Here is a 26,872-nt window from a genome sequence, read left to right as displayed (position 1 = left end):
CATCCGGTGAAACAACTGCGGCTGAAGGTGCTCACCGGACTGTTCCTCGTGGCCGGCGTCCTCTCCTGGGGAGCAGCCCGGCTGTGGGACTCCGTCGGCACCCTCCCCAGCGTGCCGATCGCCGCGCCCATCGTGCTCGCCGTGATCGCCGTCGTCCTCACCGCGACCGCCCTCTCGATCCGCGCCCGCCTCAAGGCCCAGCGCGAGCGCCGCCCCGGCGCCAAGGGCGTCGAGCCCCTGATGGCGGCCCGCGCGGTGGTCTTCGGCCAGGCGAGCGCCCTGGTCGCCGCCCTCGTCGCCGGCATGTACGGCGGCACGGGCGTCTTCCTGCTCGGCTCCCTCGACGTCCCCGCCCGCCGCGACCAGGCCCTCTACGCGGCCTTCTCGGTCGCGGCGGGCATCGCCGTCGTCGCCGCCGCCCTCTTCCTGGAGCGGGTCTGCAAGCTCCCCGAGGACGACGACAAGAACCAGGCCCCTGCCGCCTGAGCGCCGACTACACCCGCTCCTGGTACACCCTGACCTCGGCCGGCCCGAGCGACCGGATCACCGCCCAGACCGCCCGCTCACCCAGCGCCTGGCCCCACTCGTCGAGCTCTTCGCCGGAATCGTGGAAGAACCACGAGCCGAAGCTCCCCAAGGCCCGCAGAGCGGGCGTGGGGCCGTAGCGAAGCTCACAGTGAACCTGCACGTAGTGGTCATGGTCGCCACCCTCGTCGACGACCGCGAACTGCCGGACGAGATCCAGCGTGAACGCCGCAGGACCGTCGAAGGCGTAGATCCCGTACTGGAACAGAAGACCATCGGCATCGGGCACGTCCGGTACGTCGAAGAGCCGTCGGCCGAAGCGGAGAAAGGCACCCCAGACACCCTCCGCATCCAGCCCGGCAAGCCCCCGCAGCTCGCCGTCGAGCAGCCCCACGGCCTCGCCCACCGAGGCATCGATGTTCCAGTGCTCCGGCAGATCACTTCCGCAAAAGGCACAGACGAAGTAGTCCTCACGCACGAGGTTGTGCTCCTGGCAGCGGGGACAGCGGCGGAACACCGCCTCGTACGTGAACCCTCCCGGGTGCCTCACTCCCGCACGGCTCACGGCCTCGGCCACCGCCGGCCACGAGGCGGCATCCGGGCAGTACCCGGTCGAGAGGTTACTGACCTCCGCCACCGCCCAGCCGCCCTCCTCACGCACGAAGGCGATCTCCCCGGCACTCCTGACCGGTCCACCCCCGGCGCAGGCCACATGCTCGCTCCGACGCGGCGCCAGTCGCAGCACACCATCCGTGCCGACCACGAAGGTGAACGGCTCCTCCAGCTCCGCTGTCGGCCTCTCCGCGACCCAGGAATCGAAGGCGACCGCGGAGCCGATCCGGCACCCCTCACTGCCGGGCCGCACGCCCGCACGCACATCGGCCGGCCCCACGTACCGGTAGCTCCGCCCTCGCTCGCTCACCCGAGACAACGTAGCCCCCGCTTACCAGGCCTCGCGAGCAAGGTGCCCGTTCACGAGGAAGGTGGGGTGCGGGGCGAGCCGGTAGCTGTAGAACGTGAAGGGCTTGGTGCCGAGGGCGGGGCGGGGGCGGACCTCTTGGACTTGGACCCAGGAGGACTCGGGTGGGTCGAGGGGGTGGTGTTCGGGGTGGAAGGTACCGCGACTGGCCCAGCGGTCCGATACGCAGAGCTGCGAGACTCCCTGGGGCCTTGGAGTGAACCGGGCCCCGATGACCTGAGCAAGCTCGACGAGGAATGGGACATTGGCGCTGGCGATCACTCGTCCGTTCCAATGCTTGCTGCGATGGCCGTCACCGTCGATATATCCGTCGAGGAACCCCTCGAAGGTATCGATGTCCCTCAACACCACCCGTGGAAATCCCTGCCGCATGTGGTGGGCGTCGCCGCCAACGTAGTGCCGCACCGCGTCGGCGAGGTACGAGGAGACCACCCGCACGCGGAAACCTGGCAGCTGCCGCTTCAGGTAACCGGAGGGACGTGTCACTGCCTCCAGGCAAGCAGGCAGACCCGTGCAGGCTGTGAGCGCCGTCGCGTACCGGGCGGCGAAGTCCTCCTCGTTGACGATCAGCGAGACGTAATTCTTGCCGACCGTCCCGTCGGCGCACGTGGCACCCACGAAGTAGCCGAACTCGAACCCCGGCCGGATCGTCAGTCGCTCCCGACACAGCTTCTTCGCGTGCGTCCAGGCGACCGTCGTCCCCGCCGTGTCCGTCGCGCGCCTCCACCCGTCCGGCGTGAGCAGCAGCAGATCCGGGCCGACGGTGAAGGTCATGTGGTCCGTGACCACATCGACGGCCTGCCGCCCCTTCACCGCCGTCACGTCCACGACCGTGGTCTGCACCGTCCTGTCGCCGTCAAGCGTCCACATCACGCTGCCCGGAACCACGTTCTTGGCCTGCGCGCAGCCGTCCACCAGGTTGACCAGCATCTTGCTGGTCGGTCCGTACCCCATATCGCCCCCTTGATCAGCGATCAACTCCACTGATCAAGGACGCTAGGGAGCAAGGCGGACAGTCCACTACTAGCGGGCCAATATCAGGGACATAGCCTCAGCACGTGTAGTAGCGTCACGAAGTTGACCTCGTACTGCCGAGGTCGTCGTCTTCGCGCCCGGCTTGCGCACTCCGCGCAGCGTCATGCACATGTGCTCGGCCTCGATGACGACGATCGCGCCGCGCGCCTCAAGGATCTCCATGAGCGAGTCGGCGATCTGCGTCGTGAGACGCTCCTGAACCTGCGGGCGCCTGGAGAAGACGTCGACAAGGCGGGCCAGCTTGGACAGCCCGGTAATCTTGCCCGTTTCGGCCGGAATGTAACCAATGTGGGCTACGCCATGGAATGGCAGCAAATGATGCTCACAGGTGGCCATCAGTTCGATGTCCTTCACCAGGACCATCTCGTCGTGTCCGAGGTCGAACGTCGTCGTCAGGACCTCCTCGGGCTTCTGCCACAGCCCCGCGAAAAGCTCCTTGTACGCCCGCGCCACCCGCGCCGGCGTCTCCTTGAGTCCCTCGCGGTCCGGGTCCTCACCGACCGCGATGAGGAGCTCCCGTACGGCGTTCTCGGCGCGCTTCTCGTCGAACTCGCCGATCGTGCCCTCGCCGTCCAGCGTCACCGGGTCGGTCATCCTGTGCCTCGTTCCGTCTGACTGTGTGCGCGCGAAAGAGCCGCGCCCCCACAGGCTAGAACCTGTGGGGGCGCGGCTTCCATTCCGGGGGTCCCGGGGCGGTCAGTCCTCGGGGGCGTCCACCGGGGCGATGTCGATGCCCTTGGTGGTGTCCACCGCCGGGGTCGCCGAGCCGTTCGCGCTGTTCGTCAGGGCCAGCTCCTTGGGGGAGAGGACCGGCGGACGCGTGGACGGGGTGCGGCGGGCCGAGCCCGTCCAGGCCGGGCGGGCCGGGCGCTTGACGATGGGGGCGAAGATCTCGGCGATCTCCTCCTTGCCCAGCGTCTCCTTCTCGAGGAGGGCGAGGACCAGGTTGTCGAGGACGTCGCGGTTCTCGACCAGGATCTCCCAGGCCTCGTTGTGCGCGGTCTCGATGAGCTTCTTGACCTCTTCGTCGACCAGCGCCGCGACCTCTTCCGAGTAGTCGCGCTGGTGCGCCATCTCACGGCCGAGGAAGGGCTCGGTGTTGTCGCCGCCGAACTTGATGGCGCCGAGCCGCTCCGTCATGCCGTACTGCGTGACCATCGCGCGGGCCGTGGCCGTGGCCTTCTCGATGTCGTTCGCCGCGCCCGTGGTCGGGTCGTGGAAGACGAGCTCCTCGGCCGCGCGGCCGCCCAGCATGTACGCCAGCTGGTCGAGCATCTCGTTGCGCGTGGTCGAGTACTTGTCCTCGTCCGGCAGGACCATCGTGTAGCCCAGGGCACGGCCGCGGGACAGGATGGTGATCTTGTGGACGGGGTCCGAGTTCGGCGAGGCCGCCGCGACCAGGGCGTGACCGCCCTCGTGGTACGCGGTGATCTTCTTCTCCTTGTCCGACATGATCCGGGTCCGCTTCTGCGGGCCCGCGACCACACGGTCGATCGCCTCGTCCAGAGCCTTGTTGTCGATCAGCTTCTGGTCGCTGCGGGCGGTGAGGAGCGCCGCCTCGTTGAGCACGTTGGAGAGGTCCGCGCCGGTGAAGCCGGGGGTGCGTCGGGCGACGGCGCCGAGGTCGACGTCCGGGGCGACCGGCTTGCCCTTCTGGTGGACCTTGAGGATCTCCAGACGGCCCTGCATGTCCGGTCGGTCGACGGCGATCTGCCGGTCGAAGCGGCCGGGGCGCAGGAGCGCCGGGTCGAGGATGTCGGGGCGGTTCGTGGCGGCGATCAGGATGACGCCGCCCTTCACGTCGAAGCCGTCCATCTCGACGAGGAGCTGGTTGAGGGTCTGCTCGCGCTCGTCGTGACCGCCGCCGAGGCCGGCGCCGCGGTGGCGTCCGACGGCGTCGATCTCGTCGACGAAGACGATCGCCGGAGCGTTGGCCTTGGCCTGCTCGAAGAGGTCGCGGACCCGGGAGGCGCCGACACCGACGAACATCTCGACGAAGTCGGAGCCGGAGATCGAGTAGAACGGCACGCCGGCCTCGCCGGCGACGGCGCGCGCGAGGAGCGTCTTGCCGGTTCCGGGCGGGCCGTAGAGCAGGACGCCCTTGGGGATCTTGGCGCCGACGGCCTGAAACTTCGCGGGCTCCTGGAGGAACTCCTTGATCTCGTGGAGTTCCTCGACGGCCTCGTCCGAGCCGGCGACGTCGGCGAAGGTGGTCTTCGGCGTGTCCTTGGTGATGAGCTTCGCCTTGGACTTGCCGAACTGCATGACGCGGGAACCGCCGCCCTGCATCTGGTTCATCAGGAAGAGGAAGACGACCACGATGAGGACGAAGGGGAGCAGCGAGAGCAGGATCGAGACGAAGGGCGACTGCTTCGTCGGGGAGACGGTGTAGCCCTTCTCGATCTGCCCGGCCTCGAACTTGTCCTGGAGCTTGTCGGCGAGGTCCGCGCCCTGGGTGCCGATGTAGCTGGCCTGGACCTTGCTGCTCTTGTCGATCTTCTGGCCGTCGATGAGCTCGATCTTGATGATCTGCTCGTCACCGGTGGTGAGCTTTGCCTGCTTGACCTGGTTCTTGTCGATCGCCTGGACGACCTGGCCGGTGTCCACCGTCTTGTAGCCCTCGGACGAGCCGACGACCTGCATCAGCACGACCACGGCGAGGACGGCCAGCACGATCCACATGACCGGCCCACGGAAGTATCGCTTCACGTCCATCCATACGGAGCGAGTACGCCCCGTCCCTCCTGCCCGTAGGAAAATGCTGCTGTGAGAGCTGCTGTGTGAAAAAGCTGTTCTTCGGACGGTACCTCAGCATCGTCGCCCGCGACCGCCTTCCCGTGGTTCAACGGAGGGAAGGCGGTGCGGGTTCCCCGAAGGACCGGGGTCTCAGCCGCCGTAGACGTGCGGGGCGAGCGTGCCGACGAACGGCAGGTTCCGGTACTTCTCGGCGTAGTCGAGGCCGTAGCCGACGACGAACTCGTTGGGGATGTCGAAGCCGATCCACTTGACGTCGATGGCGACCTTCGCGGCCTCCGGCTTGCGCAGGAGGGTGCACACCTCGAGGGAGGCGGGCTCGCGGGAGCCGAGGTTCGACAGCAGCCAGGACAGGGTCAGGCCGGAGTCGATGATGTCCTCGACGATCAGGACGTGCTTGCCCTTGATGTCGGTGTCGAGGTCCTTGAGGATCCGGACGACGCCGGAGGACTGGGTGCCGGCGCCGTAGGAGGAGACGGCCATCCAGTCCATGGTGACGGGGGTGGAAAGGGCGCGAGCCAGATCCGCCATCACCATCACGGCGCCCTTGAGGACACCGACGATGAGCAGGTCCTTGCCCGCGTATTCCGCGTCGATCTTCGCGGCCAGCTCTGCCAGCTTGGCGTCGATCTCTTCCTTGGTGATGAGCACCGACTGGAGGTCGGTGCCCATGTCCTTCTCGTTCACCCGGGTCACTTTCGTTGCAGCGTGCGTCAGCCTTGCCGGATGACCAGTCTGCCACCCTGACGGCGCGCTTCGACGCGGCCGGGCAGGTTGATGGCCCCCTGGCCGCGCCATCCGGTGATGAGCCGGTCGACTTCTTCGATGTGGCGGGCGAAGAGGGAGCCGGCGGGGGCGCCCTCGGCGATGACGGCGCGGCGCAGGACACGGCGGCGTACGGCGGGGGGCAGCCCGAAGAGCTTGGCGCATTCGAGGGCGCCCGCCTCGTCGCGTACGGCGGTCTCGGCGTCGGCGGCCCAGGTGTCGAGGGCGTCGGCGTCGTCGCGGGAGAGCTGGGCCGTTCGGGCGAGGGCTTCGACGACGCCCTTGCCGAGGGCCTTCTCGAGGGCGGGGAGGCCCTCGTGGCGGAGCCGGGAGCGGGTGTAGGCGGGGTCGCTGTTGTGCGGGTCGTCCCAGACGGCGAGTTCCTGGGCGATGCAGGCCTTGCGGACGGTCTGGCGGTCGAGCTGCAGGAAGGGGCGCCGGTAGCGGCCGGAGGTGCCGGAGACGGCGGCCATGCCGGAGAGGGAGCGGATGCCGGAGCCGCGGGCGAGGCCGAGGAGGACGGTCTCGGCCTGGTCGTCGCGGGTGTGGCCGAGGAGGATCGCGGTGGCGCCGTGGCGCTCGGCGGCGGCGTCCAGCGCGGCGTACCGCGCGTCGCGGGCGGCGGCCTCGGGCCCGCCTTCGCGGCCGACGGTGACCGTGACGGCCTCGACCGGGGTGAGGCCGAGGGCGGTCATGCGTCCGGCGACCTCGGCGGCCCGGCTGTCGGAGCCGTCCTGGAGGCCGTGGTCGACGGTGATGCCGCCGGCCCGTACGGGAAGTTTGCGGGCCTCGAAGGCGAGGGCGGAGGCGAGCGCCATGGAGTCGGCGCCGCCGGAGCAGGCGACGAGGACGAGCGGTTCGGAGCCGGTCGTGTTCTCGGTGATGACGTCGTGGAGTACGCGGCGGACCGCCAGGCGTATCGCCGCGACCGCAGGATGGGGACCCATGTCCGGTGCCCTTCGTGATGGGGGTGGGGTGCCTCGGTCGGAGTCTTAACGGTCGGAAAGGGGGGTTCGGTCACTCAGAGTGCGTCGATGGTGACAGAAACCCGGCCGTTACCCGAGCATTGCACGCCTCACCCCATGCCCAGGGTCCCTCGGATGGGTGATTGGTGGGGTGTTCCGACGTGTTCCTGTGTCGTGTGACGCTCCTGTCTCAGGAGTCTGCCTTACGGTGCACCCTCGCGATCCAGTCGGCGGGGGCCGCGATCTCGGCCTTGGTGGGGAGCGTGTTGGGCGAGGTCCAGACGCGGTTGAAGCCGTCCATGCCGACCTGGTCGACGACGGCGCGGACGAAGCGCTCGCCGTCGCGGTACTGACGGAGCTTGGCGTCGAGGCCGAGGAGCCTGCGCAGGGCGAGGTCGAGGCGGGAGGCGCCCCGGGCGCGGCGGGCCTGGAACTTCTCGCGGATCTCGGCGACGGAGGGGACGACCTGGGGTCCGACGCCGTCCATGACGTAGTCGGCGTGACCTTCGAGCAGCGACATGACGGCGGTGAGGCGGCCGAGGATCTCGCGCTGCTCGGGGGTCTGGACGAGTTCGACGAGGGACGGGGACGGTTCGCCCTCCTCGCCCTCGGGGCGGCCGCCGACGAGGGTCTGGGCGGCCTCGCGGAGGCGTTCGACGACGGTGCCGGGATCGACGTCGGTGGCGGCGAGGAACGACTGGATCTCGCCCTGGAGGTGGTCGCGGAGCCAGGGGACGGCGGTGAACTGGGTGCGGTGGGTCTCCTCGTGCAGGCAGACCCAGAGCCGGAAGTCGTGTGGGGAGACCTCCAGTTCGCGCTCGACGTGGACGATGTTGGGCGCGACGAGGAGGAGCCGTCCGCCGCCGTTCGCACCGGCGGGGAGATCGCGGGTGGCGGGGGCGAAGGTCTCGTACTGGCCGAGGATGCGGGAGGCCAGGAAGGACAGCAGCATCCCGAGCTCGACGCCGGTGACCTTGCCGCCGAAGGCGCCGAGGACGGCACTGCCGGCGTTGCCGGAGCGGCGCTCCTGCATCTTGCCGAGGAGCGGGCCGAGGAGCTCGCGGAACCCGGCGACGTTGGCCTTGATCCAGCCGGCCCGGTCGACGACGAGGACGGGTGTGTCGTGCGGTTCGGCGCCCTCGGGGATCATCCGGGTGTAGGCGCGGACGTGTTCCTCGGAGGCCTTGGCGTGCCTGCGGAGTTCGGCGACGACCTCGCGGGCCTCGTCGCGGCTGACTTCGGGTCCGGGCCGCACGAGGCGGGTCGCGGTCGCGACCGCGAGGTTCCAGTCGACCATCCCGGATGTGCCTGCGCCACCGATGCTCGTCATGCGTCAACCGTACGGGCTCGACGCCTGTTCGGTGAGGGTTCGAAGCGGGGCGTGTGGGCTCACTTCCGGCCCGCGAGGGCGGCGGAGAGGCGGTCGAGGGCGGGCTGCGCCTCGTACGGGGAGACGGTCCGGCCGGCGAGGAACGCGAAGGCGAGGAGGCGTCCGTCGGGGGTGACGACGGTCCCGGCGAGCGTGTTGACGCCCGTGAGGGTGCCGGTCTTGGCGCGGACGAGTCCGGCGCCGGCGGGGGCCGCGCCGAAGCGGCCGGCGAGGGTGCCGGTGAAGCCGCCGACGGGCAGTCCGGTGAGGAGGGGGCGCAGCGCGGGGCGGGCCGGGTCGGCCGCCCGGGTGAGGAGTCCGGTGAGGAGGGCGGCGGAGACGCGGTCGCGGCGGTCGAGTCCGCTGCCGTCGGCGAAGCGGGCGCCGGCGACGGGGACGCCGAGCCGGGCGAGCTCGTCGCGGACGGCCTTCTCGGCGCCCTGGAAGCTCGCGGGCTGCCTGCGGGCGAGGGCGGTCTGCCGGGCGAGGGCCTCGGCGAGGTCGTTGTCGCTGTTCGTGAGGGTGCGCTCGACGAGGTCGGCGAGCGGGGCGGAGTCCGTACGGGCGAGGGGGGCGCCCCGGGGGGCGCGGCCGGGCGCGGGCTCGCCGCTGACCTTGATCCCGGCCTGCGCGAGGAGGTCCGCGAAGGCCGCGGCGGTGTCTCCGGCCGGGTCGGCGGCGCGGGGGGCGGGGCCGCTGCGGCTGTCGTCGAGGCGTCCTTCGCGGGTCATGAGGGCGACGACGGGGGCGAGGTTCTCGTTGGGGCCGATGGGGTGGAGGACGGGGCCCTTGTAGAGGCTCGTGTCGTAGGCGAGGCGTACGGAGGTGAGCCCGCGGCCCTTGAGGGCGCGGGCGGTGTCGGCGGCGAGGGCCTTGAGGCGGGCCGCGTCGAGGGTGGGGTCGCCGCCGCCGGTGAGGACGACGCTCCTGCCGTCGGGGGCGGCGGTGACGGTGGTGGCGATGCGGTGCTCGGGGCCGAGGGCGGAGAGCGCGGCCGCCGTGGTGGCGATCTTGACGGTGGAGGCGGGCGTCATGGGGGTGCCCGCGCCCTCGCCGTACAGCTGCTTCCCGGTGGCGGTGTCGACGACGGAGGCGGTACGGAGCGGGCCGAGGCCCGGGTCGGCGAGGAGCGGGACGAGGAGGCCGGCGAGGTCGGCGGCGCGGCCCTGGGGGGCCGGGGCGTGCAGGGCGGTGAGGACGCTCGGGGCGCTGGGGGCGGGCGCGGGGCGGCGGGGCGCGGCGGGGGCCGGGCGCGGGGCGTGATGTGTGCCACCCGCCGTGGGGGCGGCGGCCCGGGCCCGCTCGGCCGTACGCTGGCCTCCGTCCCATGGTCCGGCAGCGGTGACCGCCGCGGCGGCCAGGACGAGACCGAGGGCGGCGGAGCCCGCCGTGAACTGCCACGTCCTCGGCTCCGGCATTGCTGACCAGCCCCTTTCGCGATCACACACGTGCGTGAGGGACACTTAATCACCGCGCGTCGTCGCGAGCATTCACTTGTGTTGATTCAGGAGGAGCCACCCGTGGAGTTCGACGTTCTCATCGAGATCCCGAAGGGATCGCGGAACAAGTACGAGGTCGACCACGAGACCGGTCGCATCCGCCTGGACCGTCGCCTCTTCACGTCGACGGCCTACCCGACCGACTACGGCTACGTCGAGAACACCCTCGGCGAGGACGGCGACCCGCTGGACGCGCTCGTGATCCTCGACGAGCCGACCTTCCCGGGCTGCCTGATCAAGTGCCGCGCCATCGGCATGTTCCGCATGACGGACGAGGCCGGCGGCGACGACAAGCTGCTGTGCGTGCCGGCGACGGACCCGCGCATGGAGCACCTGCGCGACATCCACCACGTGGCCGAGTTCGACCGCCTGGAGATCCAGCACTTCTTCGAGGTCTACAAGGACCTGGAGCCGGGCAAGTCCGTCGAGGGCGCCGACTGGGTCGGCCGCGCCGAGGCCGAGGCGGAGATCGAGAAGTCCTTCGCGCGCGCCAAGGAGCAGGGCGGCCACTGAGCCCCCGCTCTCGTGATCGTGTGAAAGGCGGTGCACCTCTTGGGGTGCACCGCCTTTCGTACGTCTGTCCCGCCCTCATACTGGAATCCACGATTCCCTGGGGATGAGGCGGAGAGAGTGGTGGCGGAGCCGGAGGGTCCCGAGGAGGCTCCTGAGGACCGGAAGCCGCAGTCGGACGAGGCGCGGAGCGCGTTCGTGCCGCCGGCCGGGGTGGAGCAGCCCGCGCCGCCCGAGGAGGAGCACGCGACCTCCGAGTTCGCCCTCCCGTCCGGTCTGGTGCCGGAGCCGCCGCAGGAGCCGGAGGGCTCGGCGTTCGCCCCGCCCGCCACGTACTCCGCGAAGACCTCCCCGCCGGCGTTCACCCCGGCCTACGGGGTGCCGCTGGTGCGGCTGCCGCAGGACGCTCCGTGGCAGGACCGGATGCGGACCATGCTGCGGCTGCCGGTGGGTGAGCGGCCGGTGCCGGAGTCGCCGCGCAAGGAGGACGAGTCCGGGCCCTCGGTGCCGCGCGTGCTCGACCTGACCCTCCGCATCGGCGAGCTGCTGCTCGCGGGCGGGGAGGGCGCGGAGGACGTCGAGGCGGCGATGTTCGCGATCTGCCGCTCGTACGGTCTCGACCGGGTCGAGCCGACGGTGACCTTCACCCTGCTGTCCGTCACCTACCAGCCCTCGCTCGTGGACGACCCGATCACGGCGAACCGGACGGTACGGCGCAGGGGCACGGACTACACGCGGCTCGCGGCCGTGTACCAGCTGCTTTCGGACATCAACGCGCAGGCGCACGAGGTGACGCCCGAGGAGGCGTACCGGCGGCTCGCGGAGATCCGGCGCAACCGGCACCCCTACCCGGGCTGGGTCCTGACGGCGGCGGCGGGCGTGCTGGCCGGTGCGGCCTCGGTGCTGCTCGGCGGCGGTCCGACGGTCTTCTTCGTGGCGGCGCTCGGCGCGGTCCTCGGCGACCGGCTCGCATGGCTGTTCGCGGGGCGCGGGATGCCGGAGTTCTACCAGTTCCTTGTGGCGGCGATGCCGCCGGCGGCGATGGGCGTGCTCCTGACGATGCTGCACGCGGACCTGCGCCCCTCGGCGGTGATCACCGGTGGCCTGTTCGCGCTGATCCCGGGGCGGGCGCTCGTCGCGGCCGTGCAGGACGGTCTGACCGGTTTCTACATCACGGCCTCGGCCCGGCTCCTGGAGGTCGCGTACTTCTTCGTCGCGATCGTGGTGGGCGTGCTGTCGGTGCTGTACATCGCGGTGCAGTTCGACGCGCAGCTGAACCCGGAGGGGGCGCTGCGGGCGGTGGAGCGGCCGGTGACGCAGATCCTTGCGTCGATGGTGCTGTGCGCGACCTTCGCGATCCTGCTGCAGCAGTCGCGGGGGACGGTGCTGTTCGCGACGCTGAACGGCGGGGTGGCCTGGGTGGTCTACGCGTCGATCGCGGTGACCGCGGAGGGTTCGGCGGTGATGGCGACGGCGGTGGCGGCCGGTCTGGTGGGCCTCTTCGGGCAGCTGATCGCCCGCTACCACCACACCTCGTCGCTGCCGTACGTGACGGCGGCGATCGGGCCGCTGCTGCCCGGTTCCGCGACGTACTTCGGGGTGCTCGCGATCGCCCAGAACAATCTGGACCAGGGCTTCGCCTCGCTCGCGAAGGCGTCGGCGCTCGCCCTGGCGATCGCGATCGGCGTGAACCTGGGAAGCGAGCTGGCCCGCCTCTTCATGCAGGCCCCGGGCGCGGCGGCGGCACGGCGCGCGGCCAAGCGCACCCGGGGTTTCTAGCCTCGGTTCCTACCGCTTGGCGTGGCGGCCGCGGGCGGACTGCGGGTTCGGGACGCCGGGGGCGTCCTGGTCGCTGTGCGGCGGGTTCTTCTTCGCCTGGGAACGGGCCCGGAGGAGCTCGATCGCGACCGGGATCACGGAGATCAGGACGATCCCGACGAGGATCATCTCGATGTGCTTGTGGACGAACTCGATCTTGCCGAGGGAGGCGCCGAGCAGGGTCACGCCCGCGCCCCACAGCAGACCGCCGATGACGTTGAACGTGATGAACGAGCGGTAGTTCATCTTGCTGACGCCCGCGATGATCGGCGTGAACGTCCGGACGATCGGGACGAAGCGGGCCAGGATCAGCGACTTCGGGCCGTGCTTCTCGAAGAACTCGTGCGCCTTCTCGACGTTCTCCTGCTTGAAGAGCTTGGAGTCGGGGCGCTTGAAGAGGGACGGCCCGACCTTCCGGCCGAAGAGGTAGCCGACCTGGTCGCCGAGGACGGCCGCGGCCACCACCAGGGTGCAGACCAGCCACAGCGGCGTGTCCAGCTTGTTCGTGGTGACGAGCAGGCCGGTGGTGAAGAGCAGCGAGTCGCCGGGCAGGAAGAACCCGATGAGGAGGCCGGACTCGGCGAAGACGATGACCAGGACACCGATCAGACCAAAGGTCTGGATCAGATAGTCCGGGTCCAGCCAGCTCGGTCCGAGGGCAAGCGTGTTCACGGGTTCCGGGCTCCTGCGGTCGGTGGGGGCTTGGGGGACGGCTGGCCCCAAGCTATCAACGCGGGCCGGAGGCCCCCGGTTCCACCCGGTCCCCACGGGATGCGGACCCGGCCCGCGCCCCCGAGGGTGGGGGCAGGAGGTGCATGCCGATGGGCATCGACGAGTACGGGGGCGGCCAGGGGCCCCACCCCGAGGTCCTGGTCGTGACGACGAACGACGTGCCGGGCTACGAGGTCCGGCAGGTCATCGGCGAGGTCTTCGGACTCACCGTGCGCTCGCGCCATCTGGGCAGCCAGATCGGCGCCGGCCTGAAGTCCATGATCGGCGGTGAGCTGAAGGGCCTGACGAAGACCCTCGTGGAGACCCGCAACCAGGCGATGGAACGCCTGGTGGAGCAGGCCAGGGCGCGCGGCGCGAACGCCGTGCTCATGTTCCGCTTCGACGTGACGGAAGCCGCGGACGTGGGCACGGAGGTGTGCGCCTACGGCACGGCGGTGGTGATCGGGCCGCGCGCCTGAGGGTCACCCCGTCCGACGTGCGGCGTTCGCCCGGACCGCCTCCCTCAGGTGCTCGGGGAGGCCCGGGTGGATCGACTCGTAGAACGCGTGGAAGTTCTCGTCGGCGACGTACATCTCGGCGAGCTCCACATGGGTCCTCGGGTGGCACTCGAAGAACCAGGTGGTGAGGTGGCGGCGGTGGGCCTCGGCGAGGTCCATCGCCTCCTCGGACCCGGGGTCCGCGCCCCCGGCCATGAGGGCGGCGTAGGCGGCGCCCCAGGCGTCCACCTCGTCCTTCATCCGCTGCCACTCCTCCTTGCCGTACCCGGCGGCCCGCGCCCGGGCCTGCTCGTGGGTGGGGGTCCCCCCACGCCCTCCAGGGCGTAGGGGGAGCGAGCCGCCCCAGCGGCGGGCGGTCTCCTCCGCGAACCGTTCGGGGTCCTTGTCCCCGAAGACCTCGAACTTCTCCTCGGGGGTCAGGTTGATGCCCATCTTCTTCGCCTCCATGGCGTGCTCGACGGCCGCCGCCATCCTCTGCAGCTCCCCGATCCGCGCCGTCAGCAGCGTGTGCTGCCGCCGCAGGTGTTCCTGCGGGTCGGCGTGCGGGTCGTCGAGGAGGACGGCGACCTCTTCGAGGGGGAAGCCGAGCTCCCGGTAGAACAGGATCTGCTGGAGCCGGTCGAGGTCCGCGTCGTCGTAGCGGCGGTGCCCCGCCGTGCTGCGGCCGCCCGGCGAGAGCAGCCCGATCGCGTCGTAGTGGTGCAGCGTGCGCACCGTGACCCCGGCGAAGCCGGCCACCTGTCCCACGGAGTAGCCCATCGGCCGTCCGCCCCTTCTCTGTCGGTACGCCGTTCAGCCTGGGTCCTGACGCGACGTGAGGTGCAAGTGCCGATCCGGGAGTTGCCACCCACACCGTTCGGGATGTTGTGTTCCTTTTGCTCACATATGGTGGGGCGGTGGCCACCGATCAAGCTCCGCCTCCCGCCGCACCCGTGGAGGCGTCCGCCCGGCTCCTGCTCCCCCAGATCCTCCCGGCACTCCTCGTCGGCGTGGCGACGAGCCTGCTCTTCCTCGGGATCAGCGCCCTCGCGGAGGAGTTCCAGCACGTGCTCTGGAACGACCTGCCGGACGCGCTCGGCATCGGGAACTACTCCTCCCTCTGGATGATCACCATGCTCACGGCGACGGGCGTCGCCGTGGGACTCGTCGTGTGGAAGGTGCCCGGCCACGCCGGACCCGACCCGGCCTCCGAGGGGCTCGGCGGAGCACCGCTCGCCCCGGGCGTGGTGCCGGGGCTCCTCGTCGCGAGCACCCTCTCGCTGGCCGGCGGCGTCAGCCTCGGCCCCGAGAACCCGATCATCGCCGCCAACATCGCCCTCGCCTTCTGGCTCGGCAGCAAGGTGGCCCCCGTGGTGCCGGGCGCGGCCTGGGTCGCCCTCGCCTCGGCCGGCACCGTCGGCGCCCTCTTCGGCACCCCCGTGGCGGCCGCCCTCGTCCTCTCCGAGGCCCTGACCGCGCAACCGGGCCGCGGCTCCCTCTGGGACCGGCTCTTCGCCCCGCTCGTCGCCGCCGGCGCCGGCGCGGTGACCACCCAGCTGCTCGCCGAACCCAGCTTCGACGTGGGCCTCCCGCCCCTCACCGACCCCGGTTACGGCGACGTTCTCGCCGCCCTGGTCATCGCCTCCGCCGCGGCCCTCTTCGGCCTCGCCTCCTGCTACCTCTTCCCCCACGTCCACGCCGCCTTCGGGCGGCTGCGGCACCCCATGCTGATGCTGCCGCTCGGCGGCCTCGTCCTCGGTCTCCTGGGCGCCCTCGGCGGGCACCTGACGCTGTTCAAGGGCCTGGCGGAGACCAAGGACCTCACCGCCGGGATCGGCGGCTGGTCCTCCGGCGAGCTCGCCAAGTTCGCCGTCGTCAAACTCCTCGCCCTCGTCGTCGCCGCCTCCTGCGGCTTCCGGGGCGGCCGGATCTTCCCGGCCGTCTTCATCGGCGCCGCCTTCGGACTGCTCATCCAGGCCCTCGTCCCCGAGATCCACCCGGCCGTCGCCGTCTCCTCCGCCGTCCTCGGCGTCCTGCTCGCCACCACCCGGCAGGGCTGGATCAGCCTCTTCACCGGCGCCGTCCTGGCCTCCTCCCCGGCGATGCTCGCCCTCCTCTGCCTGGCTTCGCTCCCCGCCTGGCTCATCGTCACCGGCCGCCCCCAGCTCGAACTCGACCACCAGGGCAACGCCCTGCGCTGACCCCCGCCGCATGCCGCCGCTGTACTGCCGGACGGGCTTGCGGCCGGTGTCCCCGAGGCCGAAGCGCTCCAGGAGCTCGTCGGCCCGGGTGCCGGCGCGCCGGGCGCCGAGGTGGTGGAGCCTGCCGAACATCTCCAGGTTCTCCCGGCCGCCGAGCTCCTCGTCGAGCGCGGCGTGCTGCCCGAGGAGCCCGATCCGCCGCCGTACCTCCCGGGCACCCGTCCGTACGTCGTGGCCCGCGACGCGCACCAGGCCCTCGTCGTGCCGCAGCAGGGTGGCCAGGATCCGTACGGTCGTGGTCTTGCCCGCGCCGTTGGGGCCGAGCAGACCGTGGACGGTGCCCCGTCCGACGGCGAGGTCGAGCCCGTCCAGGGCGCTCTTCTCCCCGTACCGCTTGCGCGCGCCCTCGACGAGGACCGCTTCCGATGTCATCGGCTTCCTCCCCAAAAAGCTTAGTCAAGTTTGACTAGTATTTGCCGACGGAGGACCGCATGCCCTTCCGAGGCACTAATCAAACTTGATCAGCTCGCGTACGGGTTCTCCTGGCCCTCCGCCAGCACCCCCACGAACGGGTCGCCCTCGCCCGCGAACACGTACGCCCCGCCCTCGATCCGCTCGATCAGGCCGAGCGTCCACTCCTTGCCCGCGTCCGCCGAGTGGACCCACATGTGCATGATCTCGCCGATGTGCCCGAGCTGCTCCGGGCCGCCCTCCGGCGTGTAGTACCCCGTGACCGCCGACCGCCACTCGTCGAGCGCCCGCACCCGCCGGCGCAGCAGCTCCGCCGCCTCCTCACGGGGCAGGTCCACCATGAAGCCGATGGCTGCCGACAGGACGTCCATCTTCTGGTCGTACGTCGTCAGCGCCTCGCGCAGCAGCGCGAAGTACTCCTCCGTACCGGCCTCCGTCAGCTCGTACTCGACGCGCGGCGGCCCGCCCACCGCGCTCGGCGCGACCTCGTGCGCGTGCAGCAGCCCCTGCTTCGCCATCTGCTTCAGCGCGTGGTAGATCGAGCCGGGCTTGGCGTGGGACCACTCGTGCGCGCCCCAGTACTCCAGGTCGCCCCGCACCTGGTAGCCGTGGGCGCGGCCGTGCTGCTTGACCGCGCCCAGGACGAGAAGTCGGATGGCTGACATGCGTCGATGTTAGTCAGCCGTGACCGGGCGGCGCCGATCCGCCCTGCGCCGCACAGCGCCGCCGCGCCCGGCCTACGCGGCGCCGTTCTCCTCGGCGATCAGGTCGAAGGAACCCTTGCCGTCCAGGGACTCGCGGATCACGTCCGCGTGGCCCGCGTGCCGGCCCATCTCCTGGACCAGGTGCAGCAGCATCCAGCGGACCGAGACCCGCCCGTCCTTCGGGAACCAGGGCGCGGGCGGCAGCGGGAAGGTGTCGTCCAGGCTGGGCGCCGAGCGGACGAAGGCCTCGGTCTGCTTCGCGACGTCCTCCCAGAACGCGAGGACGTCGGGGATCGACTCCCCGTCCACGAGCCGGAAGGCCTCGCCCCAGGTCTCCTCCGTGCGCTGCCGCTCGTTCGGCCGCTCCTGGGCGAGCCGCAGCCAGTTCAGCTCCACCTCGGCGACGTGCTTGACCAGCCCGGAGAGGCTGAGTTCGCTGGCGCTGGGGCGGCTCGCCGCCTGCTCCTCGGTGAGTCCGAGGAGCGAGCGGCGGAGCGCGGCGCGCTGGGCCTCGACGAAGTTGAGGAACGCGCCGCGCTCGTCGCCGGGGGCTTCCGCGGGAACAAGGGCAACCATGGTGTCCGCCTTACGTAGCTGGGCTTCTTTCGACAACCACCACGCTACGGAGGCTTGCGGACAACTACTGTCCTAGAAGGGGAAGCGGCTTCGGCCGTGCTGGATCGAGATCCACTTCTGGGTGGTGAAGGACTCCACCATCGCCTCGCCGTTGAGCCGCCCCACGCCCGAGTGCTTCTCGCCGCCGAAGGGCACGATCGGCTCGTCGTGCACGGTGCCGTCGTTGATGTGGATCATGCCGGTGTGGATGCGCTTGGCGACCCGTACACCCCGCTCGATGTCCCCGGTGTGGACGGCGCCGCTGAGCCCGTACGGGGTGTCGTTGGCGATCCGTACGGCCTCCTCCTCGCCGTCGAAGGGGATGATCAGCGCGACCGGGCCGAAGATCTCCTGGCTGAGGACCGGGGCGTCGGCGGCGAGGCCGGTGAGGACGGACGGGGAGACGACGTTCCCCTCGACCGTGCCGTGCAGCAGCGCCGTCGCGCCGGCCGCCACCGCCTGGTCGACGACCGAGGAGACGGACTCCGCCTGCTGGGAGTTGATGAGCGGACCGATGTGGGTGGCGGGGTCGGCGGGGTCGCCGACGCGCAGGGTCTTCACCTTCGCCACGAACTTCTCGGTGAACTCCTCCTCCAGGCTGCGGTCCACCAGGACGCGGTTGGCGGCCATGCAGACCTGGCCCTGGTGCACGAAGCGGCTGAAGACGGCCGCGTCGACCGCGTAGTCGACGTCGGCGTCGTCGAGGACGATCAGGGCGCTGTTGCCGCCGAGTTCGAGGACGGCGTGCTTGAAGTTCTGCGCGCAGACCGTGGCGACGTGGCGGCCGACCTTGTCGGAGCCGGTGAAGGAGATGACCTTCGGGACCGGGTGCGTCAGGAGCGCGTCGCCGATCTCGGCGATGTCGGTGACGACGACGTTCAGCAGGCCGGCCGGGAGACCGGCCTCCTCCAGGACCTTCGCGACCAGCGTGCCGCCGCAGATCGGGGTGTTCTGGTGCGGCTTGAGGACGACGGCGTTGCCGAGCGCGAGCGCCGGCGCGACCGACTTGATCGAGAGGAGGAAGGGGAAGTTGAAGGGGGAGATGACGCCGACGACGCCGACCGGGACGCGGTAGACGCGGTTCTCCTTGCCGTCGACCGGGGAGGGCAGGATGCGGCCCTCGGGGCGCAGCGCCAGCTGGATCGCCTCGCGCAGGAACTCCTTGGCGAGGTGCAGCTCGAAGGCCGCCTTGAGACGGGTGCCGCCGAGCTCGGCGACGATCGTCTCGGCGATCTCCTCCTCGCGGTCCTCGATGATCCGCAGCGCGCGCTCGAAGACCAGCCGGCGGGTGTACGGGTTGGTCTCGGCCCACGCGGTCTGGGCGCGCTCGGCGGCGCGGTAGGCGCGGTCGACCTCATCGGCGGTGGCGACGGTGATGGACGCCAGCTTCTCCCCGGTGTACGGGTTGAAGTCGATGATGTCCCACGAACCACTGCCGGGCTTCCACTCGCCGTCGATGTACTGGTGGGCCAGGTCGGTGAAGTGCGACATGGTTGAGACCCCTCTACCCGCTACCTGCAGTGCGACTGATGTGGCGTCATCGTACTGATGTATCAGGAGAGTTGAAGGAGGCCTCGGAGAAGGTCACGGCTTTCGGCCGGATCCGGCCCGTCCTTCTGGAGCTTCTCCATCACCCGCTGGTACTGGGCGACTTCCTCGCGCTTGTCGAGGTAGAGGGCGCTGGTGAGCTGTTCGAGGTAGACGATGTCAGAGAGGTCGGACTCGGGGAAGCTCAGCATCGTGAAGGTGCCGCTCTCGCCGGCATGACCGCCGAAGCTGAAGGGCATGACCTGCAGGGTGACGCCCGGGTGTTCGGAGATCTCGATGAGATGCCTCAACTGCCCCTGCATGACCGACCGGTCACCGTAGGGGCGGCGCAGCGCCGCCTCGTCGAGGACGGCGTGGAACTGCGGGGCGCGTTCGGAGACGAGGACCTTCTGGCGCTCCAGGCGCAGGGCGACGCGTCGGTCGATCTCGGAGCGCGGGGCGTCGGGCATGCCCCGGCTGACGACGGCGTGGGCGTACGCCTCGGTCTGCAACAGGCCGTGGACGAACTGCACTTCGTAGACGCGGATCAGGGAGGCGGCGCCTTCCAAGCCGATGTACGTCTGGAACCAGCCGGGCAGGACGTCGCCGAAGCTGTGCCACCAGCCGGCGACGTTGGCCTCGCGGGCGAGTCCGAGGAGCGCGCCGCGCTCGGTCTCGTCGCCGACTCCGTAGAGGGTGAGCAGATCCTCGACGTCCCTGGCCTTGAAGCTCACCCGTCCCAACTCCATACGGCTGATCTTGGATTCGGACGCACGGATCGAATAACCGGCAGCCTCACGGGTGATCCCGCGCGACTCGCGCAGCCGCCTCAGCTGGGAGCCCAGCAGGATGCGCCGCACCACGCTCCCGCTCGCTCCGCTCGATTCGCCTGCGGTCACGGCTCTTCGCCTCCCCTTTACGGTGTCGAGCCCCCGTCGAGCCCCGGATTCTGCCATCAAACGCTTCAGCGCGTACACATTCGATTACGGAAAGGCGGCGACTTCCGGGCAACCAGGCGCACATCACGGGCACAGTGCGTGCGGATCCGGGGAAGTTCCCCTCATCGTGTGGACGACTTATGCACAGATTCGGCACGTGGACGGACAGGTCCGGCGCGTGCACGTGCATCTGCCCTTGCATCCCGTGGGCGCATTCGGAACCATGGAGCCCGCGCAGCCGCGTACTCGTTCGTGTTGTCGTGTTGTCGCACCACAGTCGCGATTCCCGGGAGTGCCTCGCATGGGGACGAATGGATCGACCGTGCTCGAGCCGTTACGGCAGGGCCTTCCGCCGATCGATCCCGGCGCCGTCTCCACCTCCGCCTCCTGCGCCCTGCCCGCCCGGTACGAAGCCGTGCGCGGGGCCCGCAAGTTCACCAGCACCACGCTCGACCGCTGGGAACTGACGGAGCGCTTCGACGACGTGGCCCTGGTCGTCTCCGAGCTCGTCACCAACGCGCTGCGTCACGCGGTGCCCGCCGACGCGCAGCAGGAAGAAGGCCTGAACCCGCCGGTCCGGCTGCACCTGATGCGCTGGGCCTCGCGCCTGGTGTGCGCCGTGCGCGACCCCAGCCGGGAGAGCCCGGAGGCGCGCGGCGGCGAGGAGGACTTCGCCGCCGAGTCGGGGCGGGGTCTGTTCCTGGTGGACTCGTTCAGCGACAGCTGGGGCTGGCACCCGCTCGCCGGCACGCTCCAGGGCAAGGTGGTGTGGGCGCTGTTCCGGATCGGACCGGAGTAGCGCGCACGACATGAGGAAGGGCCCCGACGGAAACCGTCGGGGCCCTTCTCGCGTCTCAGTCACCGTCACACCAGGTGGTCGAACTCCCCGTCCTTGACGCCCAGCAGGAGAGCCTCGATCTCCGCGGGCGTGTAGACGAGAGCGGGGCCGTCGGGGTGGCGCGAGTTGCGCACGGCGACGTCACCGCCCGGCAGCTTGGCGAACTCCACGCACGATCCCTGGGAGTTGCTGTGCCGGCTCTTCTGCCACACGACTCCTCGCAGCTCCGTGGCCGCCATGCCGTTGTACGCGTGATGCGCATGATGCACTGGTAGCTCCCCGAGTTGCTTGGTGCAGGTGTCAACTTCCTCGGATCATAGCTGTGTTCATATGCGGATGCATGAGCAGATGCACGTGCACGGGGGGTGGCGTAGCGACTACGCGACGGAGCGTGCTACCGACTGGTGGAGCGTGCCTGACGGGCCATCAGCGGAGGTCAGGCGTCCAGGAACGTGTCGAAGGCCGACGCGAGACCCCTCCAGGAGTCCCGGCCCGCCGCGTACTCGGCGTCCGTGAGGAGGCAGGAGCCGAGCAGCTCGGCCAGGCCGTCCCGGTCCAGGCCGGGCGAGGTGAAGACGAGGTGCTGGCAGCGGTCGCCGTGCTCCGGGTGCCAGTCGAGGGCGGCGGCCGCCCTCCGTACCGGCGGGACCATCTCCCAGGCCGCGTCGGGCAGCGCGGCCAGCCAGGGCCCGGCGCTCTCGACGCAGAGCGCGCCGCCGGCCGCGTCCCAGGCGAGCAGGGTGTCGGGGCGGTCGGCCAGATAGAAGCGGCCGCGGCTGCGGGCCGCGGCGCAGGTCAGACCCTCCAGGGCGGCGTAGAGCCGGCCCGGGTGGAAGGGCCGGTGGTGACGCCAGACGTACGTGGCGACCCCGTGCTCGTCCGCCTCCTGCGGCAGCAGCGCGCAGGCCGGATGCTGGGCGGCGGCCGCGGCCTCCACGTCGAAACCGGCGAACACCGCCCGCGCCAGGGCCGCCCCGTCCTCGACGGGGACGCGCAGGGCGGTGGGGTGGAGCTGGTCGAGCAGCGCGCGGTCCTCGGAGTCGGTCTCCGGGCTCTCGGCGACGGCGAGCACGGGCGCGTACTCCAGCTGCCGGGCCCAGGTGTCGGCGACGGTACGGCGGTCGGTGGCGGCCGCGGCGAGGCCGGCGTCGGCGAGGTCGTCGCCGTTGCCGAGGTACGGGAGGAGCAGCGCGGGGTCGACGGCGGTGACGACGGCGCCGATCCGGAAACCGGCGGCCGCGACGACCTCGGCCATCGCCTTGGGCTCGACGGAGTCCCAGAGCTCGACGACCGCGAGCCGGGTGAGGCCGGAGTCGCGGAGCCGTTCGAGCTCGGGCACGAGGTCCTCGCGCAGGGCGCAGCAGGCGCAGTCGTCGACGAGCGGCGCCTCACCGGAGGACAGGACGCCGGTGGCGTCCCGGACGGTACGGGCGACGGTCCCGGTCTCCGGGGCCGTCGCGAGGTCGTGGTGGAGCGCCACGCTGCCGGGGACGACGGCCAGGAGCCGGTCCACGGCAGCGCGGCGGGCGTCGGAGTGCAGGCCTCCGACGAGGGCGACGGAGAGCATCAGGGCGCCTCGCGCCGTCCGTAACGCTTCTCGAAGCGCTCGACGCGGCCCGCGGTGTCGAGGACGCGCGCGGTGCCGGTGTAGAAGGGGTGGCTCGCCGAGGAGATCTCGACGTCGACGACGGGGTAGGTGCGGCCGTCCTCCCACTCCACGGTCCTGTCGCTGGTGAGCGTGGACCGGGTGAGGAAGGCGAAGCCGCCGGCCTTGTCGCGGAAGACGACGGGCTCGTACGCGGGGTGGATGCCGGGCTTCATGGGGTGGTTCAGCGCTCCTCTCGGAAGTCGACGTGACGGCCGGCGACCGGGTCGAACTTGCGCAGGGTGAGCCGGTCGGGGTCGTTGCGGCGGTTCTTGCGGGTGACGTAGGTGAATCCGGTTCCGGCGGTGGAGCGGAGCTTGACGACCGGGCGGAGTTCGTTGCGTGCCATGGTGTGTAGAGTAAATGAAAATGAATCCCATTGCCAACAACTCTGTCGGCGTCCCGAGGAGAGGTAGGTCACCCTTGTCCGCCCACTGCCAGCTGACCGGCGCACAGCCCGGATTCGGCAACCGGATCTCGCACTCCCACCGGCGCACCTCGCGCCGCTTCGACCCGAACATCCAGAGCAAGCGGTACTGGCTGCCGAGCGAGCGCCGGTACGTACGGCTGACGCTGAGCGCCCGGGCGATCAGGACCGTCGACACCATCGGCGTCGAGGCGGCCGTGGCCCGGATCCGCGCGCGCGGAGGGAAGGTCTGATGGCCAAGCGCAGCAAGATCGCCCGCAACGAGCGGCGGAAGACGGTCGTGGCGCGGCACGCCGAGCGGCGGGCCGAGCTGAAGGAGATCATCCGGCGCCCCGCCACTCCGGCGGCCGAGCGCGAGGCGGCGGTCCGCGAACTGTCCCGCCAGCCCCGGGACGCGAGCGCGACCCGCCTCCGCAACCGGGACGCGGTGGACGGCCGCCCCCGCGGGCACCTGCGGAAGTTCGGCCTGTCGCGGGTACGACTGCGGCAGCAGGCGCACGCGGGGTTCCTGCCGGGGGTACGGAAGGCGTCCTGGTGACGGGAGGCTTCTGCAGGGTGGCCAGGACCGTGCGGCCCCGGCGCCGGTGAGCTCGACGCGGCCCGCCGCCCGGGTCCCGTGACAGAGGCCCGAGTGGAACGCCCCCGCATCCTCAACTCCCGCCCACGCGTGCGGATGCCATGCCGTCGAGGTCAGTGGCCGCGCCCCGACTCCGTCAGGGCCGTCGTGAGTTCCTCCAGGGTGTCCAGGAGCAGGACGGCGCCCTTGTCGAGGAGGAAGTGGTCCGGCGGTTCGGCGGACCAGGCGGTGACCGTCCCGCGCAGGTCGTCCCAGTGCGGCTCCCTGCGCTCCCGTACCTGCTTCGCGCCCCGCTCCGTCGACCGGTGCAGGGACTCCGCGAGGGTCGCGGCGGCGGGTACGGGCGGGGCGCCGCGCTCCGGGAGGTGCGCCTCCAGGAGCATCGCCACCCGGCCGAACTCCGCGAGCGCGTGCTCGGCCTGCTCCACCGCCGCGTGCGAGAGGCCCCGGTGCCGGACCGGTTCGTGGGTCGCCCGGGCCACGGCCTCCTGCCAGGCGACGCGGGCGGCGCGGGTCTTCAGGAGCGCTTCCCGTACGTCGGGGCTGGCCGGCCCGGCCGGGTCGGCGTACCCGGCGGCGACGACGGCCGCGTACGCCCCGACCGACGCCAGCCAGTCCGCGAGCCGGCCGCGCAGCCGAGGCGTCTCCCAGGCCGGGTAGACGGCGTACGACAGCATCGCGAGGGCCCCGCCGAGGAGGGTCAGCAGGACCCGTTCCCGTACGGTCTGGGTCAGGCCCGCGCCGTCCATGCCGAGCAGGAAGACGACGTACGCGGAGACGAAGACCTGGCCGGCCGCGTACCCCGTCCGCATCAGCAGGTACATCCCGAACGCACAGACCACCGCGAGCGCGGCGGACAGGTACATGCCCGGGTGCGCCGACCGCACCACCGCCGTCGCCAGGGCCACGCCGACGAGGGTGCCGCCGAAGCGGGCCACCGAGCGCGCGTACGTCTGCGAGAAGTCGGGGCGCATCACCATCACCGAGGCCATCGGGGCCCAGTAGCCGTGGCCGAACGGCAGCCACGTCCCCAGCAGGTAGCCGGCGGCCGTGACCGCCGAGACGCGGACCGCGTGGCGCAGGACCGGGGAGTCGGGGCGCAGTTCGGCGCGTACCTTCGCGAGGACGACGGGGGCGAGACGGAGCAGGGTGGGGCGGCTGCGGGCCCCCTGGGCGTACGGCTCCGACGTCTCCGTACGCGGCTCCGCCGTCTCGACGACATCGCCGAGCAGCGCCGCCAGACGGAGCGCCGCCCGGCGCGACGGGCCCCTGAGGATCGCGCCGGTGTCCGGGGTGCGGAGGGCGGCGAGCGCGGGCGGGGGCAGGGTGACCGGTTCGCCGTGCCGGATCGCGTGCGCGGCGGCGTCCAGGACCTCGGCCGCCGCGCCCAGCAGCTCGCGGACCCGGGCCCGTTCCGGCCCCTCCTCCGGCACGCCCACCGCCGGGTCCGCGAGCGAGGCCAGGACCGGGCGGATCCGCTCCGCGAGGCCGCGCGCGCCGTGCAGCTCCGCCGGGCGCGTACGGGCCTGGCGGGGCGTCACCGCGGCGGCGTTGCGGGCCGTCATGAGCGGTACGGGGTCGAACGGGGCGACCGGGTCGTGGCGGAGCCGGCGGGCGTAGTCCGCCTCGGCGGCCAGCGCGTCCGCGAGGGCGTCGCGCTGGGCGCCCCATCGGCGGACCGGGAGGAGCACCACCAGGGCCGCCTGGACGACACCGCCCGCGAAGATCATGACGGCGTGGCCCGCGGCGGTGGCGACGGAGGTCGGGAGGGTGACCGTGACCAGCATGATCGCCACATTGGAGGAGGCGATGATGCCGGCGGTCGGGCCTGCGGCCCAGGCGAGGCCGGAGAGGAACGTCCAGAGGAGCAGCAGGGCGAGGAAGAAGGCGGTGTGGGCGCCGGTCAGATAGCCGAGGAACGTCGACACGGCGAGGCTGGCGCCGGAGGCGAGGGCGAGGGTGGGGCGGGGGCGCCAGGAACGCTGGAAGGTGGCGATGGCGGCCTGGAAGGCGCCGAAGGCGGAGGAGGCGGCTACGGCTGGGCCGAAGAGGGCGAGCGAGAACCCCACGACGAGGGCGAGGCCGAGGGCGCCTCGGGCGGCGATGGCGGGTTCGAGTCGCCGCCGCTCTACGGTGAGGCCGGAGCGGGCGGTCTCCTTCAGCGCCCGGAGCCAGCTCATACGCAGAGCGTATCCACGAACCGGACATTTCCCCGCCCGTCGTGGGCAGGCGTTCCGCCGGGCGGTACCCACCCCCGTTGTGGGCAGGCGTTCCGCAAGGGGCGAAGGCCGGGGCACCGCCCAGCCGGGCGCGGGCCCACACGGGGCGTGGGGCGGAAGGGCGTGCCTACGGCAAGTGGGGGCGGTTCGGGTGGAGGCCGGCGTGGTCGGCGGCCGTCGCGCCGTGCGTCCAGCCCGCCTCGTCCCACGCCGCCCGCACCCGCGTCGTCCGCGTCTCCGGGAAGAGCTCGTCCGTGCGCGCCGTCACCGCCAGCTCGCGCGACGCGAGGGCCGGCAGCAGCGTCGGCGCCTCGGCCGTCACCCGGCGGGACGTCGCCGCCAGCCGCGCGCCGAGACGGTTCGCGTACGCGAGGAAGAACGACTGCCGGAAGGACTTCGTGCGCTTCCGCCCGCCCGCCCGCTGCTCCGCCTCCGCCCGCGTCATCGCCGCCGTCCCCTGCACGAGCAGCGAGGTGTACAGCAGCTCCACCGGTTCCAGGTCCGCCTCGAAGCCGACGACCGTCGAGAAACCGTACGTCTCGTTCCAGACGGCCCGGCAGTGGTTCGCCGTCGCCACCGCGTCGAGCAGGATCGCCTTCGCCTGCTCGTACGGCGGCTCCACCCCGACCCGGATCGCACCCGGCGTCTCCGGGGACGGCGCGCCCGCCGCGAGCGTCGCCTCGTCCAGGCTGTGCCGGGCCATCAGCTCCTGGGCCTTGGCCGTCAGCGCCTCCGCCTCCTCCGGATACCCCGTCGCCTCCGCCTTCGCGAGCAGCGCCCTGATCCGGCTCAGCATCCGGGGCTCGCCCGCCACCGCCGGCGGCAGCGCCTCCCCCGGCACCGGGCCGACCGCGTCCAGGCGCGGCAGCCGGACGAGCAGCCGGTACAGCTCCAGGACGGTCGTCGCCCGGGAGAAGCGGTCCGTCGGGCGCCCCTCCGCCGTGTCCAGGTCGTCCAGCTGGGCCTGCCAGCGGTGCGGGAGCCGTTCGTAGCCCGCGGTCTCCGCCCTGATCAGCCCCGCGAGCAGCCGTACGTGCTCGTCCGCAAGCTCGCGCCGCGCCATCCGCACCAGGTCCGCGGGCTGCCAGCCCCGCACCCACAGCGTCCGGACGAACTCCTCGCCCCGGCGCGCCAGCTCCGCGTCAGCGCCCGGGGCGGCGGCCAGGAGCGAGGCCGCCATGTCGAGGGAGCCGTCGTCGGTCGCGTACAGCGCCTCGAAGGCCTTGTCGATGGTGGTGCTCACGCCGTGCCCCTCGTGTCCCGTTCCTCGCGCGACCGGGCGA

At 71.5% G+C, this 26,872-nt stretch carries 27 protein-coding genes and 2 pseudogenes; 8 read left to right on the top strand and 21 right to left on the bottom strand.

Annotation, left to right across the window (positions count from 1 at the left end):
• Positions 1 to 6: 6 nt before the first annotated feature.
• Complete coding sequence (locus ABT041_RS02105; RefSeq protein WP_351177443.1) at positions 7 to 486, top strand: DUF3180 domain-containing protein; 480 nt, start codon at positions 7 to 9, stop codon at positions 484 to 486.
• A gap of 451 nt (positions 487 to 937) precedes the next feature.
• On the opposite strand, the pseudogene ABT041_RS02100 reads toward ABT041_RS02105, so the two are convergent.
• The 8 genes and pseudogenes from ABT041_RS02100 to dacB form a co-directional block, all read right to left on the bottom strand.
• Positions 938 to 1,447 (bottom strand): annotated as a pseudogene (locus ABT041_RS02100) (hypothetical protein); the annotation flags it as partial.
• 21 nt (positions 1,448 to 1,468) lie between these two features.
• The gene (locus ABT041_RS02095; protein WP_351177441.1) at positions 1,469 to 2,434 is read right to left on the bottom strand and encodes a hypothetical protein; all 966 of its coding nucleotides are present in this window, start codon (positions 2,432 to 2,434) and stop codon (positions 1,469 to 1,471) included.
• A gap of 93 nt (positions 2,435 to 2,527) precedes the next feature.
• Positions 2,528 to 3,133 (bottom strand): GTP cyclohydrolase I FolE, encoded by a 606-nt coding sequence (gene folE / locus ABT041_RS02090; protein WP_351177438.1) that lies wholly within the window; start codon positions 3,131 to 3,133, stop codon positions 2,528 to 2,530.
• 102 nt (positions 3,134 to 3,235) lie between these two features.
• Positions 3,236 to 5,254, bottom strand: coding sequence for an ATP-dependent zinc metalloprotease FtsH (ftsH, locus tag ABT041_RS02085; protein ID WP_351177435.1), 2,019 nt, complete (start codon positions 5,252 to 5,254; stop codon positions 3,236 to 3,238).
• 171 nt (positions 5,255 to 5,425) lie between these two features.
• On the bottom strand, positions 5,426 to 5,965 hold the full coding sequence (hpt, locus tag ABT041_RS02080; RefSeq protein ID WP_030219931.1) for a hypoxanthine phosphoribosyltransferase: 540 nt from the start codon (positions 5,963 to 5,965) through the stop codon (positions 5,426 to 5,428).
• Between the two features lie 41 nt (positions 5,966 to 6,006).
• Positions 6,007 to 7,005: a tRNA lysidine(34) synthetase TilS gene (tilS, locus tag ABT041_RS02075; RefSeq protein WP_351177432.1), complete on the bottom strand. Its 999-nt coding sequence runs from the start codon at positions 7,003 to 7,005 to the stop codon at positions 6,007 to 6,009.
• 208 nt (positions 7,006 to 7,213) lie between these two features.
• Positions 7,214 to 8,353, bottom strand: a complete 1,140-nt coding sequence (locus tag ABT041_RS02070) for an Rv3626c family coenzyme F420 biosynthesis-associated protein (RefSeq protein ID WP_351177429.1) — start codon at positions 8,351 to 8,353, stop codon at positions 7,214 to 7,216.
• 59 nt (positions 8,354 to 8,412) lie between these two features.
• Positions 8,413 to 9,810, bottom strand: coding sequence for a D-alanyl-D-alanine carboxypeptidase/D-alanyl-D-alanine endopeptidase (dacB, locus tag ABT041_RS02065; RefSeq protein WP_351177426.1), 1,398 nt, complete (start codon positions 9,808 to 9,810; stop codon positions 8,413 to 8,415).
• Positions 9,811 to 9,912: 102 nt separating this feature from the next.
• Here dacB and ABT041_RS02060 point away from each other — a divergent pair, with 102 nt between their 5' ends.
• The gene (locus ABT041_RS02060) at positions 9,913 to 10,404 is read left to right on the top strand and encodes an inorganic diphosphatase (RefSeq protein ID WP_123453014.1); all 492 of its coding nucleotides are present in this window, start codon (positions 9,913 to 9,915) and stop codon (positions 10,402 to 10,404) included.
• Positions 10,405 to 10,521: 117 nt separating this feature from the next.
• Positions 10,522 to 12,180, top strand: coding sequence for a threonine/serine exporter family protein (locus ABT041_RS02055; protein WP_351177422.1), 1,659 nt, complete (start codon positions 10,522 to 10,524; stop codon positions 12,178 to 12,180).
• A gap of 9 nt (positions 12,181 to 12,189) precedes the next feature.
• On the opposite strand, the gene ABT041_RS02050 is transcribed toward ABT041_RS02055, so the two are convergent.
• A complete protein-coding gene (locus tag ABT041_RS02050; RefSeq protein ID WP_351177419.1) occupies positions 12,190 to 12,891 on the bottom strand; it encodes a DedA family protein in 702 nt (233 codons plus the stop codon).
• Positions 12,892 to 13,040: 149 nt separating this feature from the next.
• On the opposite strand from ABT041_RS02050, the gene ABT041_RS02045 reads away from it, so the two are divergent.
• Positions 13,041 to 13,409: a YbjQ family protein gene (locus tag ABT041_RS02045; protein WP_351177667.1), complete on the top strand. Its 369-nt coding sequence runs from the start codon at positions 13,041 to 13,043 to the stop codon at positions 13,407 to 13,409.
• A gap of 3 nt (positions 13,410 to 13,412) precedes the next feature.
• Here ABT041_RS02045 and ABT041_RS02040 read toward each other — a convergent pair whose 3' ends face one another.
• Entirely contained in the window at positions 13,413 to 14,207 is a 795-nt protein-coding gene (locus ABT041_RS02040) for a MerR family transcriptional regulator (RefSeq protein ID WP_351177416.1), read from the bottom strand.
• A gap of 137 nt (positions 14,208 to 14,344) precedes the next feature.
• Between ABT041_RS02040 and ABT041_RS02035 the strand changes: the two genes are divergently transcribed.
• Positions 14,345 to 15,628: an ion channel protein gene (locus ABT041_RS02035; RefSeq protein ID WP_351177413.1), complete on the top strand. Its 1,284-nt coding sequence runs from the start codon at positions 14,345 to 14,347 to the stop codon at positions 15,626 to 15,628.
• Here ABT041_RS02035 and ABT041_RS02030 read toward each other — a convergent pair.
• The 5 genes and pseudogenes from ABT041_RS02030 to ABT041_RS02010 all read right to left on the bottom strand — a co-directional run.
• Positions 15,599 to 16,060 (bottom strand): annotated as a pseudogene (locus ABT041_RS02030) (ABC transporter ATP-binding protein); the annotation flags it as partial. The gene ABT041_RS02035 and the pseudogene ABT041_RS02030 overlap by 30 nt on opposite strands.
• An 89-nt stretch (positions 16,061 to 16,149) precedes the next feature.
• On the bottom strand, positions 16,150 to 16,764 hold the full coding sequence (locus tag ABT041_RS02025) for a PadR family transcriptional regulator (protein ID WP_351177410.1): 615 nt from the start codon (positions 16,762 to 16,764) through the stop codon (positions 16,150 to 16,152).
• Positions 16,765 to 16,836: 72 nt separating this feature from the next.
• On the bottom strand, positions 16,837 to 17,379 hold the full coding sequence (locus ABT041_RS02020; RefSeq protein ID WP_351177407.1) for a DinB family protein: 543 nt from the start codon (positions 17,377 to 17,379) through the stop codon (positions 16,837 to 16,839).
• A 72-nt stretch (positions 17,380 to 17,451) separates the two neighbouring features.
• Positions 17,452 to 18,909, bottom strand: a complete 1,458-nt coding sequence (locus ABT041_RS02015) for an aldehyde dehydrogenase family protein (RefSeq protein WP_351177404.1) — start codon at positions 18,907 to 18,909, stop codon at positions 17,452 to 17,454.
• Positions 18,910 to 18,971: 62 nt separating this feature from the next.
• A complete protein-coding gene (locus ABT041_RS02010) occupies positions 18,972 to 19,844 on the bottom strand; it encodes a Sco1979 family transcriptional regulator (RefSeq protein ID WP_351177401.1) in 873 nt (290 codons plus the stop codon).
• Between the two features lie 340 nt (positions 19,845 to 20,184).
• On the opposite strand from ABT041_RS02010, the gene ABT041_RS02005 reads away from it, so the two are divergent.
• Positions 20,185 to 20,682, top strand: coding sequence for an ATP-binding protein (locus ABT041_RS02005; protein WP_351177398.1), 498 nt, complete (start codon positions 20,185 to 20,187; stop codon positions 20,680 to 20,682).
• A 65-nt stretch (positions 20,683 to 20,747) separates the two neighbouring features.
• Here the strand turns inward: ABT041_RS02005 and ABT041_RS02000 are convergent, their stop codons facing one another.
• The 4 genes from ABT041_RS02000 to rpmG form a co-directional block, all read right to left on the bottom strand.
• Positions 20,748 to 20,960 (bottom strand): DUF397 domain-containing protein, encoded by a 213-nt coding sequence (locus tag ABT041_RS02000; RefSeq protein WP_063992029.1) that lies wholly within the window; start codon positions 20,958 to 20,960, stop codon positions 20,748 to 20,750.
• 197 nt (positions 20,961 to 21,157) lie between these two features.
• Positions 21,158 to 22,288: a CobW family GTP-binding protein gene (locus ABT041_RS01995; protein ID WP_351177395.1), complete on the bottom strand. Its 1,131-nt coding sequence runs from the start codon at positions 22,286 to 22,288 to the stop codon at positions 21,158 to 21,160.
• Entirely contained in the window at positions 22,288 to 22,542 is a 255-nt protein-coding gene (locus ABT041_RS01990; RefSeq protein ID WP_351177392.1) for a type B 50S ribosomal protein L31, read from the bottom strand. The genes ABT041_RS01995 and ABT041_RS01990 overlap by 1 nt, the downstream gene beginning before the upstream one ends.
• An 8-nt stretch (positions 22,543 to 22,550) precedes the next feature.
• Positions 22,551 to 22,715, bottom strand: coding sequence for a 50S ribosomal protein L33 (rpmG, locus tag ABT041_RS01985; protein ID WP_225801770.1), 165 nt, complete (start codon positions 22,713 to 22,715; stop codon positions 22,551 to 22,553).
• A 74-nt stretch (positions 22,716 to 22,789) separates the two neighbouring features.
• Here rpmG and rpmB point away from each other — a divergent pair, with 74 nt between their 5' ends.
• A complete protein-coding gene (rpmB, locus tag ABT041_RS01980) occupies positions 22,790 to 23,026 on the top strand; it encodes a 50S ribosomal protein L28 (RefSeq protein WP_351177389.1) in 237 nt (78 codons plus the stop codon).
• On the top strand, positions 23,026 to 23,331 hold the full coding sequence (gene rpsN / locus ABT041_RS01975; RefSeq protein WP_351177386.1) for a 30S ribosomal protein S14: 306 nt from the start codon (positions 23,026 to 23,028) through the stop codon (positions 23,329 to 23,331). Before rpmB ends, rpsN begins: the two co-directional genes overlap by 1 nt.
• A gap of 152 nt (positions 23,332 to 23,483) precedes the next feature.
• On the opposite strand, the gene ABT041_RS01970 is transcribed toward rpsN, so the two are convergent.
• Both ABT041_RS01970 and ABT041_RS01965 read right to left on the bottom strand, forming a co-directional pair.
• Positions 23,484 to 25,550 carry an FUSC family protein gene (locus ABT041_RS01970; RefSeq protein ID WP_351177383.1) on the bottom strand — a complete coding sequence of 689 codons (2,067 nt, stop codon included), beginning with the start codon at positions 25,548 to 25,550 and terminating at the stop codon, positions 23,484 to 23,486.
• A 166-nt stretch (positions 25,551 to 25,716) separates the two neighbouring features.
• On the bottom strand, positions 25,717 to 26,832 hold the full coding sequence (locus tag ABT041_RS01965) for a DUF2786 domain-containing protein (protein WP_351177380.1): 1,116 nt from the start codon (positions 26,830 to 26,832) through the stop codon (positions 25,717 to 25,719).
• Positions 26,833 to 26,872 lie beyond the last annotated feature (40 nt).

This window comes from Streptomyces sp. NPDC002825 (genome assembly GCF_040295385.1).
Taxonomy (GTDB): Bacteria; Actinomycetota; Actinomycetes; order Streptomycetales; family Streptomycetaceae; genus Streptomyces.
The sequence above is the reverse complement of the archived record's forward strand: the minus strand, read 5'-3'. Positions and strand labels throughout refer to the sequence as shown.